General features: G+C 65.7%; 16 protein-coding genes. 6 read left to right on the forward strand and 10 right to left on the reverse strand.

Features of this window, described 5'->3' with window-relative positions; all coding sequences use genetic code 11:
- Positions 1 to 136 precede the first annotated feature (136 nt).
- Positions 137 to 1120, forward strand: a complete 984-nt coding sequence (locus H3005_RS07350; RefSeq protein WP_191077841.1) for a hypothetical protein — start codon at positions 137 to 139, stop codon at positions 1118 to 1120.
- A gap of 13 nt (positions 1121 to 1133) precedes the next feature.
- Here H3005_RS07350 and H3005_RS07355 read toward each other — a convergent pair whose 3' ends face one another.
- The 3 genes from H3005_RS07355 to H3005_RS07365 all read right to left on the reverse strand — a co-directional run bounded on the left by H3005_RS07355 (position 1134) and on the right by H3005_RS07365 (position 4567).
- Positions 1134 to 1457, reverse strand: a complete 324-nt coding sequence (locus tag H3005_RS07355) for a hypothetical protein (RefSeq protein WP_100552930.1) — start codon at positions 1455 to 1457, stop codon at positions 1134 to 1136.
- Between the two features lie 155 nt (positions 1458 to 1612).
- Positions 1613 to 4075 (reverse strand): prolyl oligopeptidase family serine peptidase, encoded by a 2463-nt coding sequence (locus tag H3005_RS07360; RefSeq protein WP_191077842.1) that lies wholly within the window; start codon positions 4073 to 4075, stop codon positions 1613 to 1615.
- A gap of 156 nt (positions 4076 to 4231) precedes the next feature.
- A complete protein-coding gene (locus tag H3005_RS07365; protein WP_089236083.1) occupies positions 4232 to 4567 on the reverse strand; it encodes a hypothetical protein in 336 nt (111 codons plus the stop codon).
- 728 nt (positions 4568 to 5295) lie between these two features.
- Here H3005_RS07365 and H3005_RS07370 point away from each other — a divergent pair.
- From H3005_RS07370 to H3005_RS07385, 4 genes are all read left to right on the forward strand, one after another.
- Entirely contained in the window at positions 5296 to 5802 is a 507-nt protein-coding gene (locus H3005_RS07370; RefSeq protein WP_223880114.1) for a hypothetical protein, read from the forward strand.
- A 13-nt stretch (positions 5803 to 5815) separates the two neighbouring features.
- Positions 5816 to 7246, forward strand: coding sequence for an XVIPCD domain-containing protein (locus H3005_RS07375; RefSeq protein WP_100552933.1), 1431 nt, complete (start codon positions 5816 to 5818; stop codon positions 7244 to 7246).
- A 64-nt stretch (positions 7247 to 7310) separates the two neighbouring features.
- Entirely contained in the window at positions 7311 to 8087 is a 777-nt protein-coding gene (locus H3005_RS07380; RefSeq protein WP_032976287.1) for a HipA family kinase, read from the forward strand.
- Positions 8065 to 8457, forward strand: a complete 393-nt coding sequence (locus tag H3005_RS07385) for a DUF3037 domain-containing protein (RefSeq protein ID WP_100552934.1) — start codon at positions 8065 to 8067, stop codon at positions 8455 to 8457. Before H3005_RS07380 ends, H3005_RS07385 begins: the two co-directional genes overlap by 23 nt.
- A gap of 4 nt (positions 8458 to 8461) precedes the next feature.
- Here the strand turns inward: H3005_RS07385 and H3005_RS07390 are convergent, their stop codons facing one another.
- The 3 genes from H3005_RS07390 to H3005_RS07400 form a co-directional block, all read right to left on the reverse strand.
- A complete protein-coding gene (locus H3005_RS07390; protein WP_133120085.1) occupies positions 8462 to 8650 on the reverse strand; it encodes a hypothetical protein in 189 nt (62 codons plus the stop codon).
- 120 nt (positions 8651 to 8770) lie between these two features.
- On the reverse strand, positions 8771 to 9277 hold the full coding sequence (locus H3005_RS07395; protein WP_191077843.1) for a DUF4952 domain-containing protein: 507 nt from the start codon (positions 9275 to 9277) through the stop codon (positions 8771 to 8773).
- A gap of 40 nt (positions 9278 to 9317) precedes the next feature.
- On the reverse strand, positions 9318 to 10226 hold the full coding sequence (locus H3005_RS07400; RefSeq protein WP_191077844.1) for a LysR substrate-binding domain-containing protein: 909 nt from the start codon (positions 10224 to 10226) through the stop codon (positions 9318 to 9320).
- A gap of 123 nt (positions 10227 to 10349) precedes the next feature.
- Here H3005_RS07400 and H3005_RS07405 point away from each other — a divergent pair, with 123 nt between their 5' ends.
- Positions 10350 to 11339: a zinc-dependent alcohol dehydrogenase family protein gene (locus H3005_RS07405; protein WP_191077845.1), complete on the forward strand. Its 990-nt coding sequence runs from the start codon at positions 10350 to 10352 to the stop codon at positions 11337 to 11339.
- 87 nt (positions 11340 to 11426) lie between these two features.
- On the opposite strand, the gene H3005_RS07410 is transcribed toward H3005_RS07405, so the two are convergent.
- The 4 genes from H3005_RS07410 to H3005_RS07425 form a co-directional block, all read right to left on the reverse strand.
- The gene (locus H3005_RS07410; RefSeq protein ID WP_100552939.1) at positions 11427 to 13958 is read right to left on the reverse strand and encodes a membrane-bound PQQ-dependent dehydrogenase, glucose/quinate/shikimate family; all 2532 of its coding nucleotides are present in this window, start codon (positions 13956 to 13958) and stop codon (positions 11427 to 11429) included.
- Positions 13959 to 14089: 131 nt separating this feature from the next.
- Positions 14090 to 16804 (reverse strand): DNA gyrase subunit A, encoded by a 2715-nt coding sequence (gyrA, locus tag H3005_RS07415; RefSeq protein ID WP_100552940.1) that lies wholly within the window; start codon positions 16802 to 16804, stop codon positions 14090 to 14092.
- A gap of 232 nt (positions 16805 to 17036) precedes the next feature.
- Positions 17037 to 18101 (reverse strand): S-methyl-5-thioribose-1-phosphate isomerase, encoded by a 1065-nt coding sequence (gene mtnA, locus H3005_RS07420; protein ID WP_100552941.1) that lies wholly within the window; start codon positions 18099 to 18101, stop codon positions 17037 to 17039.
- 46 nt (positions 18102 to 18147) lie between these two features.
- Positions 18148 to 18879, reverse strand: coding sequence for a DUF3011 domain-containing protein (locus H3005_RS07425; RefSeq protein ID WP_100554151.1), 732 nt, complete (start codon positions 18877 to 18879; stop codon positions 18148 to 18150).
- Between the last annotated feature and the right edge of the window lie 14 nt (positions 18880 to 18893).

The raw sequence follows: 18893 nt of genomic DNA on the forward strand, positions 1-18893 counted from the left end.
CCGTCCTTGGTGGAGTGCACGCGAAGCGCGCAATCTATCACCGTGCCAGCGCATGCGCTGCCGTATCGTGCAACGCCCTCGCCTGCTGTGCCAGACTCGCGGCGAGCGGCTGCCATGGAAGCAAGGGGAATACAGGATGATGATCGTTCCAGCGTACTGGGCCGAAGCCCGTCTGCAGGACAGGTACAGGGGCCGGCCAGTGGTGGTTCGCCGGTTTGGCTGGTCCGACGAAGACCAGGATGCCGCACAGGCCCACGCCGATGCGCGTGCGCGCGAAGCGCTTGATGACATCCTCAGCGGCCAGGCCGTGCCGCGTCGCGAGCGACGGACCAACTACGGTGTCGAGGGCATTCCGATCCGCGAGCAGATCGTGCAGCGCAGGGATGATGTCATTGTCACCCGCAACAGCTATGGCGCGCTGTGCCTGAACACCCCCGACGTCCTGTTTGCCGACATCGACCACGTGCCCACTCCATCAGGCTGCGCATTGCCGCTGCTCGGCGCACTGGGGCTGCTGGCAGCCGGTGCACTGATCGGCGGGGCCCTGGGCAACTTCAACATCGGCCTGGCGGCCGGCGGCATCGCGATGGTGGTGGTCAACCAGATCCTGTCGGGGCGGCGCAAGCGACGACTGGCCCGGTCCGGCGGCGCCGAAGGCATCGCGCTGCAGCGTGTGCAGGCGTTCGTCGAACACCATTCCGACTGGCACCTGCGTGCCTACCGCACCCCTGCCGGGCTGCGCGTGCTGGCGATGCATGCCACGTTCGAACCACAGGATGCGCAGGTGCATGCCTTCTTCAAGGCATTGGGCACCGACACGTTGTATGCAGGCATGTGCACGCTGCAGCATTGCTTCCGTGCACGGCTGACACCGAAACCGTGGCGGCTTGGCATCATCGCCCGCATCCGTCCGCCGGTGGCCGCCTGGTCGGCCGAGCAGGCCAGCAACCCCGACCGTCTGGCGTGGATCGTCGAATACGAAAGGAAAAGCACCGGCTTCGCTGCATGCGCCTATGTGCGCAGCTTCGGTGACGAGCGTCGTGTGGACGCCAAGGCCGAACGCGTGCGCGACCTGCACGATCGGATGTCGCGTGCATTGGACAACCTGCCGTTGGGATGAGCGCGCGTCGCGCTCAGCGGCCACCCTGCACGAAGGGCTGACCCGCCAGCGTGGTTCCCACCTGCAGAGCGACCTGCTGCCCATCTTTGGCGAAGGTGCTGCTGCAGTTGTTGCCGCCTTTCTGGCAACCCACTTCCGGGAAACCCTCCAGTGCTTCGGGCGCATCGCGTGGCGGGCTCGCCTGCCATCCCGCAGCATCAAGCAGTCGCTTGGCTTTGGTGTAGGGCATGCCGGGGGTGATGCCCAACGCTGCCAGTTCAGCAGGCAGGGGCTGGGCGAATGCAGCGACCGGAACAACGGACATCGACAGCGATACGGCGAGGATGAAGGCCTTCATGGAGCGAACCCGTAGCAGACATCAGATGCGCAGCGTACCGCAGCTTTGTGGCCGCTCCATGCCTGCATCACAGATGGTTACGTAACACCCACAGGGGGATACCTGGAGACGACGCCTGAAACAGAAAGGCCGCCCCGGAGGGCGGCCTTGCCGGATTACTTCGCGTTCTTCACGTAAGTGTCGAACCAGTTGAGCATTTCATACACCAGCTGCTCGTTCGACTCCAACGCGGTGTACCAGTGCGGCTCGTTCGGCAGCATCACCAGGCGGGTGGTGCCGCCATTGCCACGGATCGCCTGGTACAGCTTGCGCGACTGGAACGGCTCGGTGCCCGGGTTGGCATCGTCCTCGCCGTGGACCAGCAGCAGCGGCAGCTTGATCTTGTCGGCGTAGAAGAACGGCGAGGCCTTCAGGTACACGTCCTGCGCCTGCCACACCGAGCGGCGCTCGTTCTGGAAGCCGAACGGGGTGAAGGTCTTGTTGTACGAACCACTGGTCGCCACGCCGGCCTTGAACAGGGTGGTGTGGGCGATCAGGTTGGCGGTCATCAGGCCACCATGGCTGTGGCCGGTCACGCCGATGCGGTTGCGGTCGACCACACCCAGTTCCACGGCCTTGTCCACCGCTGCCTTGGCGTCGGCTTCCAGCTGTTCCAGATAGGTGTCGTAAGCGTTCTTCGGGTCACCGACGATCGGGAACGAGGCGTTGTCGATGATCGCGTAGCCGGCCAGCAGCATCAGGCGGTACGGCTGCAGACGGGTGAAGGTCTGCTGCGAACCGGATACCTGGCCGGCCTGTGCGGCATTGGCGAAGTCGGCCGGGTATGCGTACAGGATCGCCGGTACGCGCTGACCTTCCTTGTAGCCCGGCGGCGTGTACAGGGTGAACGACAGGTCCACGCCATCGGCGCGCTTGTAGGTCACCAGGCGTTTCTGGATCTGCCGCACTTCCGGGGTCGGGTCGACCAGCTTGGTCAACGCGGTGGGCCTGGACTCGAACTGCGCTTCGCCGGCCTTGGCATTGTCGATGCGCTCACCGAGCAGACGCACGAACGCGTTCGGCGGGTCCATCACCGACTGGTGCCAGGTGACCAGATGGCCCGGCGTGGCACTGAAACCGATGACCTGCTCATACGCATCGGCAGCGCTGCGGAACAGGCGTTCGCTCTTCAGCGTACCCAGGTTGAGCGCATCCAGGAACGGACGGTCGCCCTGCGGCGACGCGCCCTGCCCGCGCAGGAACACGGTGTTGCCTTCCTGGCGTACCACCGGCGCACCGCTGGGCAGGCGCTTGAACACCAGGTTGCCCGGGTTGCCGTACAGCTCATCGCTGGACATGTCCCACAGCAGTCGCCCTTCCTTCTTCGGCTGGTCCACATCGACGATGCGGGCCTGCATCCAGTGGCGGTTCTCGTCGTTCTCGAACTGGAACGACACGGCCGGGTCGGCCGACCACGCAAAGCCCTCGAAACGCTGCGCGGTGCGGGCGATTTCCACCGGCTTGCCGGTGAACGGCGCCTTCAGCATCAGCACGCGATCGCGATGCGGCACGCTCACCTTCCAGTCGCCCTTGTCCAGCGCTTCGGCATAGACCAGGGTAGCCGGGTCGGTGGAGCGCCAGTCGTAACCGCGCGGGCCTTCCGGCACGCCGTGTACCGGCACGCGATCGGCCAGCGGCAGGCTGGCCAGAACCGTGTTGCGGCCGTTGCCGAGGTCCAGCACCGCTACATCGTTGGCGAAGCGCTGGTAGGTCACCGCATGCGAGAACGGTGCCTTCAGGGTTTCGGTCAGCACATGCACGCCATCGGGTGCGGCGTTGACGTCGTTGTACAGCGCCGGCTGGCCAACCGGGCGCACGCTGCCGGCAGCGGCATCGACCACCGCCAGCTGCGAGGCACCGTAATAGGCGAACAGCTTTTCATCGTGCACGCTGGTCAGCGTGTCGCGCGCTTCATAGGTGCTGCTCTCGCCACTGCTGCCCAGCGACTCCTGCGCGTCCGGACCGGTGGGAGTACCGCCGTTGGACGGCGCCGGCCCCTGGTTGGCAGGTACCAGCTTCACCAGCAGGCTCTGGCTGCCACCCAGCCACTGCACGGTGTACCCGAAGATCGGATTCAGCTGCACATTCGGCACCTGCTTCACCTGGCCAGTGGCGGCGTCGCCCACCCACAGCTGCACGCTGGTATCGACCGCATTCTGGAAGGCGAAACGGCTGCCATCGGCCGACCACTGTGCGGCCCCTGCGCAGCCCTGCGGCAGGTTGACCTTGGTGCTCTTGCCGCTGGCGATCTCGACCAGGGTGAAGTCGGCCACACAGGCCGGAATGCCATAGCCGCCGGGGGTGTCGTGGCGGCTGCGGTTCTTCGGTTCCAGGCGCACGCCGGCCAGCTTCAGGTACGGCTGCGCCACGCGAGTAATGGACGGATAGGTCTGCGCGGTGGTCAGCAGCAGGCGCTGGCCGCTGGGGTCGATGTTCGGTGCCGGCGGCGGCGGGGCCTTGAGTACCTTGAGCAGGTGTTCCGGTGGCTTGGCGTAGTCGGCGAAGGCCGGGCCGGCGGCCAGCAGGCCGAATGTGGCAACGGCAACGGCCGCCGCCAGAGAGGTACGACGGATGAGCATCCTTAATCCCCTGGGAGTGAGTTGGGTACCCGCACTGCGGGCATGGGCCGAATCTAACACCCCCGGCCCACCGGGAAATGGGCCGGAAGGGCTAGTCGCCCCATCCTGCAAAGCGTGGCCCTGCATGGCCCGGCCCCTTCCCTGGATACCCCTCGGTTACTGCCGTGCGTGCAGCTCCCAGGTGGACAGATAATCGGGATCGATCACCGTCACCCCACTGGACCGCAACTGGTACTCACCCGGCGCGGCCGGCAGGTACTGGTCCAGCATCGGCGGCAGGTAGCGCTCATGTCCGTCATCGCCATCGGCCAGTACCAGTCCCTCTTCGGCACTGACCCGCAGCACGGTGCCGGCAAACTGTTCCAGCCCCTGTACCTGGCCATCGCCGCCAAAACGGGTAACGCCCACCAGTACCAGCTTGCCAATCATCTGCTCGGCCTTGGCATCATCCAGATCCAGGGGCGGCAGGGCTCCTCTCGATTCGTTGCTCATCGTGCACCTCGGAAGCCTGCGTGGACATCGTGGACGAGATGCGCGCCCAGTGCTGCGAACGAAACAGCGTCGTGGGGCGACTCGCATGCATGTAGTGGCTCTGCGCACTGCGGGATGCAGAGCCAACCATCGGTGCTCAACTCACGGAAGAATTCTGTCTGAGGCTGCATGAACCGCAGCAGCGGTTTCAGCATGTTCGCCGACAACAGCACATTCCACCTGGGCGACAGGCCGGTTGCTGATGCGGTAGGTGTACGCGTGAACAGGACTGTGCATCGCGGGCCTCCTTGCCGGGGGAGTGGCCTCGCAGGACCACATTCAACGCTGCGCAAATGTGCCGGAAACGAGCTGGCGGGTATCGATCGCGGGAAAGCGACAGGGACGCCTGCAACTCAGGGTCACGCCTGCGCTTGATCGTCTACACGGTTGGATGCTGCCACCGCCCAGGGAATGGCGAAGTGAAGAAGTTCCGTAGCGTCCCGTCCCGGGCACCTTCACTTGCGGCCCGTGCCTGAGCCGAACGTGCCCTGCCCCGATTCCAGCAATCGTCATTTCCATTTAACCTGTGATTCACTTGGCCCACTTTAGGGTCAGCGCTCAACATGCAGGGAACGCTTATGTTTGGGTACGCATTCACACGGCCGTGGGCAATCGCCCTATGTGCGGCCTCGCTCTGCGCCTGCACACACGCGACTGACCGTTCGTCGACTTCTCAAGGACCCGTTACCATGGCATCGACTGCCTCCGACGCCGCAACGCCGTCTGCGCTCAGCGCAGACCAACTGCTGTTGCGCCTGCTGGATCTGATCAAGGACACCACCTCCACCCGTGAACTGACCCTTGAACGGGTATCGCAGGCCATGCAGGCTCCCGCGCAGAGTTTCGGCCCGGGGCATTTCGGCTACGGCGGCACGCTGACGCCGGAATGGAGCTACGGCCTGGAGATCAAGAAGGCTGGCGCCGCCGATGCGCGTCTCGATCTCAATTTCATCGACACCACCGCCGACCGCAAAGCCAACGCATCGGCGATCTGCCAGGTCGACTTCAATCAGTTCGCCGCGGGTCTGCAGGCCGCGGGCTTCAAGCGCGACACCATCCGCGGCGAGCACGGCCGGGTCATCCATGACCGTTTCGATCGCCCGGATCTGACCATCAAGGTCGACACGATGGCTGAGGATTCAACCCCGTCTGGCAAGCCGGCGCATGCCTGCGTCCGCCTTGTGACCGTGCAGTAAGGAGCACCGCACCATGCCTACGCTTTCAGCGGATACGGAACGCCTGCTGACCGAATTTGCAGGAAAACCCGATGTAACGACCGATCAGGTCGACAACCTTCGCAAGGCCATTGCCAATTCTCCGGCGCTGGCAACCCAGGTCGACTTGGCCATCACCGCCGGTCATCTGCAGCGCTTCGAGCTGTTGCCCGCCGACAGCAATGTGGCCGGCGAGTACGTCAGCGGCGCAAAGGCCATCCGCCTGCCGGCATCCAGTCTGTCCACGCTGGCAGCCCCGGACAAGCACGATGCTGCAGAGCTGACGTTCGTCCTGGGCCATGAGATCCAGCATGGGCTCAATGATGCAGCGACCGAACGTGCCTACGAGCAGTTTGATTCTGATATTGCAGACATTGCCGCGCGCGATTCGACCCACGACTACACCCAGGCCATTGGCACCCTGCTCGCAGCCAACCGACGCGACGAGGCATCGGCGAACATCGAGGGCTGGAATGCACTGGTCGGCATGGTCAAGACCGCCAACCCGGACGCCACGCTGGAGGATGTATATAACGCAAGTACCCGTGCAAACGAGTTCGTGCGCGTGCAGCCCGGCCCGCCGATGACCTATACCGCGCATCCGGACCTCACACTCAATGCAGACCTGAGCATGACCGCCACTGCCGCCAACATCGAGGGCATGGGCAAGCACTACTACGACGAAGGCGTGTCGTCCGGGCTGGGGCCCAATGGCAATTCTGACTACCAGAATTTCTACGCTGCCTCTGCCATCAGCCGCGCCTGCGAGGAAGAGGCCAAAAACCCGGCACCCGATGGCATCAGCAGGATGTCGGTGAACATGGCACAGCTGGGCCTGCAGGAAAGCCTGCTGGAACAGAACGGCCTGTATCTGGGTAAGGGCACGCCGCCACGACAGCCCTACTTCGATACCAGCACTTCGCCGTCCACGCTGCATTATTTCGACCACACCGAGGGCACCTACGCCCACGTGCCCATCACCGCGCAGGCGACCGCCGCTCCCTCGAACGAGGCGCAGGTTGCGTTGGCGGGCGGCAACGACCGTGCCCTGCACGACCAGATCCGCGGCAAGGTGGCCGAGCTGGATGCCGCCAACGGCCGCAGCTTCGACGCTTCCAGTGAACGCCTGAGCGCAAGCCTGCTGGTGCTGGCCCGCGAGAACGGCCTGGACCGCGTGGATCATGTGGTGCTCAGCCGCCAGGCCGGCGACGTCGCTGCGGCACAGAACGTGTTCGTGGTGAAGGGCGCGCTGGATGATCCTGCGTCGCTGCGTGCGTCGGCAGCTACCGCTGAAGCCGCCCAGCGGCCGGTGCAGGAAAGCCTGGACAGCCTCGCCATCGTCAACCAGCGCCAGGCCGACCACGCCTCGCAGGAGCAGACGCGCCAGCAGGTGCAGGAACAGCAGCGCAGCGCACTGTCGCATTGAGGTCAGGGACGGCGCCGGGCATCGCCCGGCGCAACCCGCGCATGGGCCACGCTAGAATGCGTGCATGCGTACCGTCCATGCCCTTCGCTACATCACCCCCTTGCGGGAAGGTGGCTCACTGCCTGCCGTGGTCGAGACCGACGACGACGGCATGGCCGTACTCAAGTTCCGTGGTGCCGGCCAAGGGCCAAAGGCGCTGATCGCCGAGTTGATCGCGGGCGAGATGGCGCGCGCGGTGGGCCTGCCGATTCCGGAGATCCTGTTCGTCGAGCTGGACAGCGAGTTCGCCCGCACCGAGCCCGACCCGGAGATCCAGGACCTGATCCGCGCCAGCGAAGGCCTGAACCTGGGCCTGGATTACCTGCCCGGCGCGATCAACTACGACCCGGCGGCAATGCCGGTGGACGCTGACCTGGCCTCGCGCATCGTCTGGTTCGATGCGTTCACCAGCAACGTCGACCGCACCACGCGCAATCCGAACCTGATGGTGTGGCACCGCAAGCTGTATCTGATCGACCACGGCGCGGCGATGTACTTCCATCACGACTGGGCCAACGCCGGCGATGCCTGCGAGAAGCCCTTCGTGCTGATCCGCGACCACGTGCTGCTGTCGTTCGCCAGCCGCATCGCCGAGGTCGATGCCGAACTGGCTGCGCGCCTGCCGGATGCGGAAATCGAGCGCATTGTAGGCCTGGTGCCGGACAGCTGGCTGGTCGATGAGCCGGCCTTCGACAGCCCCCAGGCTTATCGGCAGGGCTACATCAATTACCTGAAGCATCGCCTGAAGGTACGTGCGGTGTTCGTGCAGGAGGCCATCCGTGCCCACGCTGCACACGTATGACTATGCCGTCATCCGCGTGGTACCGCGGGTGGAACGCGAGGAGTTCATCAACGTCGGGGTGATCGTGTCCTGCCCCGGCGCACGTCACCTCGAAGCGGCGATCGAGATCGACGCTGCGCGCCTGCAGGCCTTCGCGCCGGCGCTGGATATTGAAGCGCTGCAGCCGTGGCTGGATGCCATCGTGGCGATCTGCCGGGGCGATGCCAACGCCGGCCCGATTGCGCAGCTGCCCGCGCGCGCGCGCTTCCATTTCCTGACCGCCAAGCGCAGCTCGGTGGTGCAGATGTCCAGCACACATGTGGGCCGCACGGCAGACCCGGCCGGCGTGGTCGAACACCTGATGACGAAGATGGTGCGGGTCCCGACCTAGCGCGTTACCTGCCGTTGCTCCAGCGCGCGGTCATTTTGCTGCGGATCGGGGTGCGCTCGGTGTTGCTGTCCGTGGCGGTGAAGCGCATCACCTTGACCGCGTTCAACGCCCAGCCGCTGAGGGCCGTCGACGGATTGGCATCCACCAGCTTTACGTCATACGTCCGGCCGCGCTTGTTGTTCGAATAGGCCACGGTCACCTCCTCTGCGAACTGCACACGCCCGGGATCGGCATATCGCAGTAATGCGGAGCAGCATCGTAGGCATGGTTGTCATTCCCTGTACGCCTGTGATCGGTACCCAAGCGCACGCCATCACGGACTTTTTCGATTCACCGCAACGGTCACCGCGAAGTAGGGAATCGCGCTCCACTGCCCGCGCGGATGATGCGGCGATTCCACGCCCATGCCGATCTGGTAGTTCACGCTGCCGGGCTGCTCGCGCCAGAAATAGGGCGCGCCGTTGCTCCAGCCACAGCAGACGTACGTCAATGACGGCATGCCGAAGGTCTGCTGCAGGTAGGCTTCAATCCTCGCCGCCGAAGCGCCGCTGACGCGATACCGCGCTTCCATCGGCTGGAGATAGGAAGCATCGTCCTGCGTGCAGCCGACGTATTCCAGTTCGGGGGGTTTTCGGCCCATCGCCTGCAGGAAATCCTGGCAGACGGTGTCCGGCCGGGCCAGGCCTTCGACTCGGCCGTGCAATTCCCACTCGGCGATCGCAGCAGCGGGCGTCTGTGCGCTGGCAGTGACGACGCTGCCGATCAGCAAAAGATGCAACAGGGTAATGGCAGATCCTCTGCAGATGGGGCGGGACGTCATCGTAAACTACCGACGCCACCACTCGCTGCGCATGATTCGATCAACGCTCACGTGCCATGCTCTGTTCGGTGAAGCGCGCCACGCAGAAATCCAGGAAGCTGCGCAGCTTCGGCGTGACCTGGCGATCGTGGGGATACAGCAGGTTGATCGAGGTGGACACCGGCACGAATCGAGGCAGCACCTCCACCAGTTCGCCGCGCGCCAGAACAGCGGACATCATCTCGAACGGCTGCAGGATGAGTCCCAGCCCACCTACCGCAGCGGTCAGCAGCGGCTCGGCCTGGTTGACCATGAAGCGACTGGAGACCGGCACGGTCAACACCCCGCCCTGCGGGTCATGGAAGCTCCACCGCGTACGGATCACCGAGTGGGCGAAGCCCAGGCATTCATGCCGGCTCAGGTCCTGCGGGTGAACGATCGGTGGCCGTGCGGCGAGATAGCCGGGAGCAGCGCACAGGGCCAGCGGATATGGCCCCAGCCGCCGCGCGACCAGGCCGCTGTCGGCGAGATCACCGGTGCGGAACACCAGGTCGTAGCCGTCTTCAACCACGTTGACCAGGCTGTTGGACAGGTTCAGATCCACCTGCACGTCGGGATACTGCTGCATGTAGGCCACCACCGCCGGCCCCAGCGCATGCACGCCGAAGGTGACCGGTGCACTGATCCGCAGCCGGCCCATCGGTCGACCGCGCGCGATTTCGGCCAACTGCTCGGCACTCTCCACTTCTTCCAGGATGACCCGGGCACGGACCAGGTACGCCTGCCCGAAGTCGGTCAGGCTCTGCTTGCGTGTGGTGCGGTTGAGCAGGCGCACGCCCAGATGCTGTTCCAGCGTCTGCACATGCTTGCCGACCAGCTGCGGCGACAGGTCCAGTGCGTCGGCAGCGGCGGCGAACGAGCCCACCTCGGCCACCTTGGCGAAGCTGCGCAGGGGTGCGATAAGGTCCATTGCAAACTATTGTTTTCCAATGAAACGCCAGATTACCCCTTCTTTCGTTCGCCGGCCACGCGCACAGTAGCGCTCTGTTCCCCCCTGCCCGGCCACCAGCCGGCGTTCCCTTTGGAGCCCCCCATGACCCAGGTTGTCCGCATCCACGCCTATGGCGACGCCGATGTGCTGCGCGTTGACGATATCGACGTACCCGCTCCTGCCGCCGACGAGATCCAGATCCGGGTCAAGGCCATCGGCCTGAACCGCGCCGAGGTGATGTTCCGCAACGGCGCCTATCTGCAGCAGGCAGAGTTCCCCAGCCGCCTGGGCTATGAAGCGGCGGGCCTTGTTGAAGCCGTAGGCAGCGCGTTGACCGGCTTCGCTGCAGGCGATGCCGTCAGCGTCGTACCGCCGCTGGATATCGCCCGCTGGGGCACCTACGGCGAGCTGGCCAACGTGCCGGCGCGGCTGGTGGTGAAGCATCCGTCGTCGTTGGGCTTCGAGCAGGCCGCTGCGGTGTGGATGCAGTACGTCACCGCCTGGGGTGCGCTGCTGGAGCAGGCCAAGCTGGGTGCCGGCGATTTCGTCATCATCACTGCAGCGTCAAGCAGCGTTGGCCTGGCCGCCATCCAGATCGCCAATGCGGTGGGCGCAACGCCGATTGCGGTAACCCGTGGCCCGGGCAAGCGCCAGGCGCTGCTCGATGCCGGCGCCGCTCATGTCATCGCCACCCAGGAGCAGGACCTGGTGGCCGAAGTTGCTCGCATCACCGCAGGTGCTGGCGCGCGCGTGGTATTCGATCCCATCGGCGGCCCGCAGTTCGTACCGCTCACCGAGGCGATGGCACGCGGCGGCATCCTGCTGGAGTATGGCGCGCTGAGCAGCGAGCCGACGCCGTTCCCGCTGTTCAACGTATTGGGCAAGTCGCTGACGCTGAAGGGCTACCTGTACTCGGAAATCGTGTCCGACGATGCGGCGCTGGCGCGTGCGAAGGCGTTCATCGTCGATGGCCTGGACAAGGGCGTTCTGGCACCGCTGATCGCCAAGGTGTTTACGTTCGCGCAGATCCAGGACGCGCACCGCTACCTGGAATCGAACGAGCAGATCGGCAAGGTGGTGGTTACGGTTTAACCGGTTGCGCGATACCCCTGTGGCGTTCGGAACGTACCCGCCCACAGGGGCGTCGATACTTCTCGCGGTGTTTCCCGCACTGGCGGCTCACCGCGGCAACGCGTACGCCATCACGTAATCCCCGGCTGGCGTCTCCATGAAATGGTGGCCGCCGGCCATGATCACCACGTACTGTCGCCCGCCCTGCTCGTACACCATCGGGTTGGCCTGGCCGCCCGCCGGCAGCCTGGTATGCCACAGCTCCTTGCCGGTCTTCAGGTCGATGGCGCGCAGCAGGTCGTCGGTCGCTGCGGCGATGAAGATCAGGCCACTGGCGGTCACCACCGAGCCGCCATTGTTCGGCGTGCCGATCTCAATGGGCAGGCCGGAGCGGATGCCGAAGGGGCCGTTGCCGCGCGCGCTGCCGAACGGCCGGTCCCACAGCAGCTTGCCGCTGCGCAGATCGATCGCACGGATGCCGCCATAGGGCGGCTGCTTGCACAGCAGGCCGGTGAACGGCAGCCGCCAACCGGCATTGACGTCGATGCCATAGGGCGTGCCCACCTGTGGGTCCCCTGCCCCTTCGGCACCGCCCCTATCAGCGCGGATCTGCTCGCGCGGCAGCCAGCCTTTACGGTCGGCCTCTGCGCGCGGCACCAGCCGGTTGTAGTTGGGCATGTCGTTGTAGTTGGCCACGATCACGCCACGCCGCGTATCGATGGCCACGCTGCCCCAGTCCGAGCCGCCGTTGTAGCCGGGGTACTCGATGGAATGGTGATCGCTGCTGGGCGGTGTGTAGAAACCTTCGTAATGCGCCTTGCGGAACTGGATGCGGCAGACCAGCTGGTCGATGGGAGTGATGCCCCACATGTCGCGCTCGGTCAGCGCATCGTCGCGCCGCAGCGTGTGGTACAGCGAGAACAGCTGGGTGGCGGCACGCTGCTCGGGCTCTACACCGCCCTGCGGCACCTTGCGCTCTTCGGCCGGAGTCAGCAGCTGGCCGTTGCGACGGTCGAGGATGTACATGTCGCCCTGCTTGGTGGGCAGCAGGATTGCCGGCACCTTGCCGGATGCCGTCGGGTAGTCGATCAGGCTGGCCTGTGAACCCAGGTCGTAATCCCAGACGTCCTTGCGCACCGCCTGGAAATGCCAGACCGGCTTGCCGGTGGCCACATCAATGGCGACCAGCGAGGTCGCGTATCTGTTCTGGTTTTCCGTGCGCGAGCCACTCCAGTAGTCGCCCGCGGCATTGCCCATCGGCAGGTACACCAGGCCCAGCGCTTCATCACCGGTCGCGGTGGTCCACATGTTCGGTGTGCCACGCGTATAGGTCTGCTCGCGCGGTGGCAGACCGCTGCGCTCGGGCTGGTCCATGTCCCACGCCCAGCGCAGCTTGCCGCTGACCGCGTCGTAGGCCTGGATGACGCCGGAGGGCGCGTCGCGACGCTGGCCATCCAGCACCTGGTGGCCGGTGACGATGACGCCGCGGACAATCGCGGGCGGCGAGGTGATCGAGACGTAACCCGGTGGCACCTCGCCCATGCCCAGGGTGATGTCGACCTGGCCGTTGTTGCCGAAATTCGCACAGGGGCGACCGCTGTCGGCGTCCACCGCGATCAGGCGGCCGTCCAGCGTGCCTTCGATGATGCGTGCGCTGCACGCTGCGCGGCTGCCGGGCGCCGCGCTCCGGCTGATACGGGTCGGCGGGGGTGCGGGCAGCGCCAGATCGGCGGCCACGTCAGCCAGCGCGGCATCGGCGAGGGTCGGTGCACTGGGCTGTTCGTAGTAGGACACGCCACGGCAGGCGGCCGTGTACGGGATCGAGGCATCCTTCACCTTTGGATCGAACCGCCATAGTTCCTTGCCGTTGCCGGCATCGAGGGCGATCAGCTGATTGCGTGCGGTGCACAGGTACAGCCGATCACCGATCTTCAATGGCGTGGTTTCCGCCCCCCAGCGCTTCTTCGGCAGGTCGCCGGTACGGAACTGCCACGCCAATTGCAGGGTGCCTACGTTTTCAGGGGTGATCTGCTGCAGCGGCGAATAGCGGGTGGCGGCATTGCTGCGCCCCCAGGCCGGCCAGTCTCCCTCCGCCGGCTGGTCGGCCGGCTGCAGACCGGTGGTGTCACGGGTTGGATCGAGCCCGGCGCTGACCGCCGGCTCCGGGAACGGCTGGTGCCCGTCAACCAGGCCATGGGGGGCGAACGCGAGGCCGAAGGCGACCACGAACACCAGCATCAGCACAGCGGCCACGCTGCGCGAAAGGCGCTTGGGTACCGGCGTCTGCAGAGTCGGCGCCAGCAACGCCAGGACGATGCCGAGCCCGGTCACCAGCCCCAGCCGTGGCACCCAGCGCCAGTAATCGCTGCCCGATTCCCACCAGGTCCACAGCAGGCTGCCGAGGAAGATCAGTGCATACAGCAGCGCACCGCTACGGCGATTGCCCCACAACAGGATGCCGCACACCAGCAGGCCGAGGCCGGCGATGGCGTAGTACCAGGAGCCCCCGAGGCTGGCCAGCCAGCCACCGAGCCCGCCGATGATCAGGCCGAGCACGATCAGCAACAAGGCCAGGACGGTGATCAGCGGGTGGCGCGAGGTGGGCGTCGCGGCGGAAGCGGACTGCGGCGTGGCGGACATCGACGCTCTCCGGGGGGCAGCATGCGCCCTTATGCCATCGTCACCGTGAAGTGCGTGCGTATTTTCGACGGCAGACACGACGACGCCGGCACTGGGCCGGCGTCGTCGGGTACCTCAGTGTCGCGGCAGGATCACTCCTGCGCGGCGTCCTCACTGCTGGCAGCAGCCGGTGCGCCGTCGGTCGCGGCCGGGGTGGCGGCGGCCACCTCGTCCTCGTCCTCGTCGATCGAGGCATCCATGCGCTCCACCGCCTGCAGCTTCTCGTCCTTGGACAGGCGGATCAGGGTCACGCCCTGGGTGTTGCGGCCGACGCGGCTGATTTCCGAACCACGCGTACGCACCAGGGTGCCGCCGTCGGAGATCAGCAGGACTTCATCGTCGGTACCCATCAGCACCGCGGCGACCAGCTTGCCATTGCGCTCGGTGGTCTGGATGCCGATGACGCCCTGCGTGCCACGACCCTTGCGCGGGTAGTCCGGCAGCGGGGTGCGCTTGCCGTAGCCGTTTTCGGTGGCGGTGAGGATGTACCGCAGGTTGGCGTCGTCGGCACCTTCGATCACCGCGTCGCCGGTGGCGATGGCTTCCTCGACACCGTTGTCGTCCTCGTTCTCATCCTCGACGCCGCCAGCACTCTCGGCCACGATCAGGCTGACCACTTCCTCGCCGGCCGGCATTTTGATGCCACGCACGCCGGTAGCGGTACGACCCATCGAGCGGACCTTGTCTTCACCGAAGCGCACGGTCTTGCCGTTGGAGGCGAACAGCAGGATGTCACGCTCGCCATCGGTCAGGCCGACGCCGACCAGGGCATCGCCCTCGTCGAGGTTGATCGCGATCTTGCCGCGGGCCAGACGGAAGGCGAACTCGCCCAGCGGGGTCTTCTTGACCGTACCGTTCTTGGTGGCGAAGAACACGAACTGGCCATCGGCGTACTCGCGCACCGGCAGCACGGCCTGCACGCGTTCGCCCGGCTCCAGCGGGATCCAGTTGATGATCGGACGACCGCGGGCGTTGGAACCGGCTTCGGGCAGCTGGTACACCGGCAGCCAGAACACCTTGCCCGAACTGGTGAAGGTCAACAGCGTGTCGTGCGTGTTGACCAGCCACAGCTGTTCGATGAAATCCTCTTCCTTGGTCGACGCCGCGCTGCGGCCACGTCCGCCACGGCGCTGCGCGCGGTACACGCTCACCGGTTGGCGCTTCACGTAGCCGGCGTGGGAGACGGTGACCACCACGTCTTCCGGGGCGATCAGGTCGAGGATGTCCAGATCTTCTTCGCTGTGGCGGATCTCGGTACGGCGCTCGTCACCGAACTCGGCACGCACGTTGATCAGCTCTTCGCGGATCACCTGCAGCAGGCGGTCGGGATCTTCCAGGATGTGGATCAGCCCGGCGATCACTTCCAGCAGCTGCTTGTATTCCTCGGTCAGGCGGTCCTGCTCCAGCCCGGTCAGGCGGTGCAGGCGCATTTCCAGGATCTGGGTCGCCTGGATCTCGGTCAGCTGGTAGCCGCCTTCGATCAGGCCCACACCCTTGGGCAGGTCATCGGGACGCGAGGCTTCGGCACCGGCGGCGCCGAGCATCGAACCGACCAAGCCCGGCTCCCACAGGCGCGCAAGCATGCGCTCGCGTGCTTCACCCGGGTTCGGCGAGGTCTTGATCAGTTCGATCATCTCGTCGATGTTGGCCAACGCAACGGTCAGGCCTTCCAGCACGTGGGCACGGGCGCGCGCCTTGCGCAGCTCGAACACGGTGCGGCGGGTGACCACTTCGCGACGGTGGCGGACGAAGGCCTCCAGCATCTGCTTGAGGTTCATCAACTGCGGGCGGCCATCGACCAGCGCCACCATGTTGATGCCGAACACCGACTCCATCTGGGTCTGCTGGTAGAGGTTGTTGAGCACAACCTCGGCCGACTCGCCGCGCTTGATTTCGATGTAGATGCGCATGCCGTCCTTGTCGGACTCATCGCGCAGCTCGCTGATGCCTTCGATCTTCTTTTCCTTGACCAGCTCGGCGATCTTCTCGATCAGACGCGCCTTGTTCACCTGGTAAGGAATTTCAGTGACGATGATCGATTCGCGGCCGTTGTCGGCAACTTCGACATCGGCCTTGGCACGGATGCGCACGCGGCCACGGCCGGTGCGGTAGCCGGCGATGATGCCGGCGGTGCCGTTGATGATGCCTGCGGTCGGGAAATCCGGGCCCGGGATGAACTCCATCAGGCCGTCGATATCGATTTCCGGATTGTCGATCAGCGCGATGCAGGCATTGATCGATTCGGTGAGGTTGTGCGGCGGAATGTTGGTCGCCATGCCCACCGCGATACCGGCCGAACCATTGACCAGCAGGTTCGGGAACCGGGTCGGCATGACCGTCGGCTCCAGTTCCTTTTCGTCGTAGTTGGGCTGGAAATCGACGGTTTCCTTGTCGATGTCCGCCATCAGCTCATGCGCGAGCCGCGACATGCGCGCCTCGGTGTATCGCATCGCCGCGGCGGAGTCGCCGTCGACCGAACCGAAGTTACCCTGGCCATCGACCAGCATGTAACGCAGCGAGAACGGCTGTGCCAAGCGCACCAGCGTGTCGTATACCGACTGGTCGCCATGCGGGTGGTACTTACCGATGACGTCACCGACGATACGTGCCGACTTGAAGTAGGGCTTGTTGCTGTGCGCGTTGAGTTCATTCATCGCAAACAGCACACGACGATGCACCGGCTTGAGGCCATCGCGCGCATCTGGCAGCGCGCGCCCCACGATCACGCTCATGGCGTAATCGAGGTAGCTCTTGCGCATCTCGTCTTCCAGGTTGACCTGGATGATTTCCTTGGCGGTTTCTGCCATTCGGGTTCCGTTGTCTGGTAGCGGTCCAGTCCGGCGCATCCACCCGGGGGCGGTCGTGCCGGAACCTCGATTCAACCGCTGGATTCTACCACACGGGGCCGTTTTCCGCCTGCTTTTACGGTGATTTTACCGGCACAAATCAGGAACTTAGGGGTTTGCCGACCAGCGGCCGGCACTACCGGACGCCGGGCCGGGGCGCTTTCCCGTGGAAAGGCTCCCGCCCCTGCCCGCGTCAGCCGCCGAAGGCGGCGCGCATGTTCTCCGCGGTCGGGTTCAGGATCACCCCCCGCTCGGTCACGATGGCATCGATCAGCTCGCCCGGGGTGACATCGAACACCGGGTTCCAGGCAGCGATGCCCTCGGCCACGGTGCGGGTGCCGCCCACGCCGTACAGTTCGCCCGGATCGCGCTGTTCGATCTCGATCTGGCTGCCGTCCACGGTATCCATGTCCACCGTCGAGGACGGCGCCACGACCATGAACTTCACCCCGTGGTGGCGGGCCGCGATGGCCAGCTGGTAGGTGCCGATCTTGTTGGCGGTATCACCGTTGGCGCAGATCCGGTCGGCGCCCACGATCACCCACTGCACGGCACCGGTCTTCATCAGGTGCGAAGCGGCCGAGTCGGCGATCAGCGTCGCGTCGATGCCATCCTGCTGCAGCTCCCACACGGTCAGGCGCGCACCCTGCAACCACGGCCGGGTCTCGCCGGCGAACACCCGGGCAATGCGGTCCTGGGCCATGCCGGCGCGGATCACGCCCAGCGCCGTACCGAAGCCGGCGGTGGCCAGCGAACCGGTGTTGCAATGGGTCAACACGCCGCTGCCGGCCTCGATCAGGCCGGCACCGAGGGCGCCCATATGACGGTTGGCGGCCAGGTCTTCTTCAGCGATGGCCTGTGCCTCGGCCTCCAGCAGCGCCTTCCAGTCGGCACCGGCAGCACTCAGGCAACGTCGCATGCGTGCCAGCGCCCAGGCCAGGTTCACCGCGGTCGGGCGCGAGGCGTTCAGCCGCTGCAGTGCCGGTTCCAGCTGCTGCAGGGCATGCGCGCCGTCGGCGGCCTGCACATCACGTGCGGCCAGCACCACACCCCAGGCGGCAGCGATGCCGATGGCCGGCGCGCCGCGCACGGTCAGGGCGTGGATGGCGGCGGCCACCTCATCGCTGTCATGGCAGGCCACATGCTCGACCACGAACGGCAGCTTGCGCTGGTCAAGCAGTTGCAGGGTATCGCCGGTCCACAGGATCGGGCGGATGTGGTCGTAGCGGGCGTAGTCGAGGTCGGTGGCGGTAGTCATGGGCCCATTGTAGGGCCACGCCACGCGCGGATGGACCCGTCGGAACTCAGTTCACCGAGAATTCGGCGCGGCAGCCGCCGTCGACCCAGATGCCGTTGCGGTTCCAGCCCCAGGTATTGCCTTCTTCGCACGGAGTGCTGGAAAGCTGGTTGGAGATGGTGGCGCTGGTGGAGATGCTGGCGCCACAGAAGCGGCGCTTCTTGGACTTGGATTCGCAGGTCAGCCGGCGCGGCATGTCGACGAAACGGCCCTGCTCGTCGGCCACCTCGAAGTCACCCTGGCACCCCCGGGTGGTCCATACCTCATTGCGCTTGTAGCCCCAGCCCTGCCCTTCCCGGCACGGCAGCACCGACAGCTGCCGCAGCAGCCGCACCGGCGCGCCATCCAGGCGTACCGGGCAACTCTGCGGGCGCCCGTTGGACTCACAGCGCACCACCCGTCGCACCAGACGCTTGCGACTCTCGGCCGAGGGCGCAGCACCATTCTCTGCACGGCGCGCGCGGAACTCGGCGCGGCAGCCCAGGGTCACCCACACGCCACTGCGGTCGGTGCCCCACTCGCTGCCACGGATGCAGCTGTTGCTGGACAACTGGCGGATCAGGTCGACGCCGTTGCTGACATCGATATCACAGTGCACCCAGCCCATGTCGCGGGATTCGCAGGTCACCACTTCGCTGTCATAGCCAAGCGCCTGCGCCGATGCGGTCGACGGAAGCAGGCCACCCCATATCGCCACGGAGTACATCGGTGCCGCTACGACCGCAAACCACTTGACCAAAGCCTTCCCCATGA

It is taken from the genome of Stenotrophomonas sp. Br8, from assembly GCF_014763005.1.
Lineage (GTDB): Bacteria > Pseudomonadota > Gammaproteobacteria > Xanthomonadales > Xanthomonadaceae > Stenotrophomonas > Stenotrophomonas lactitubi.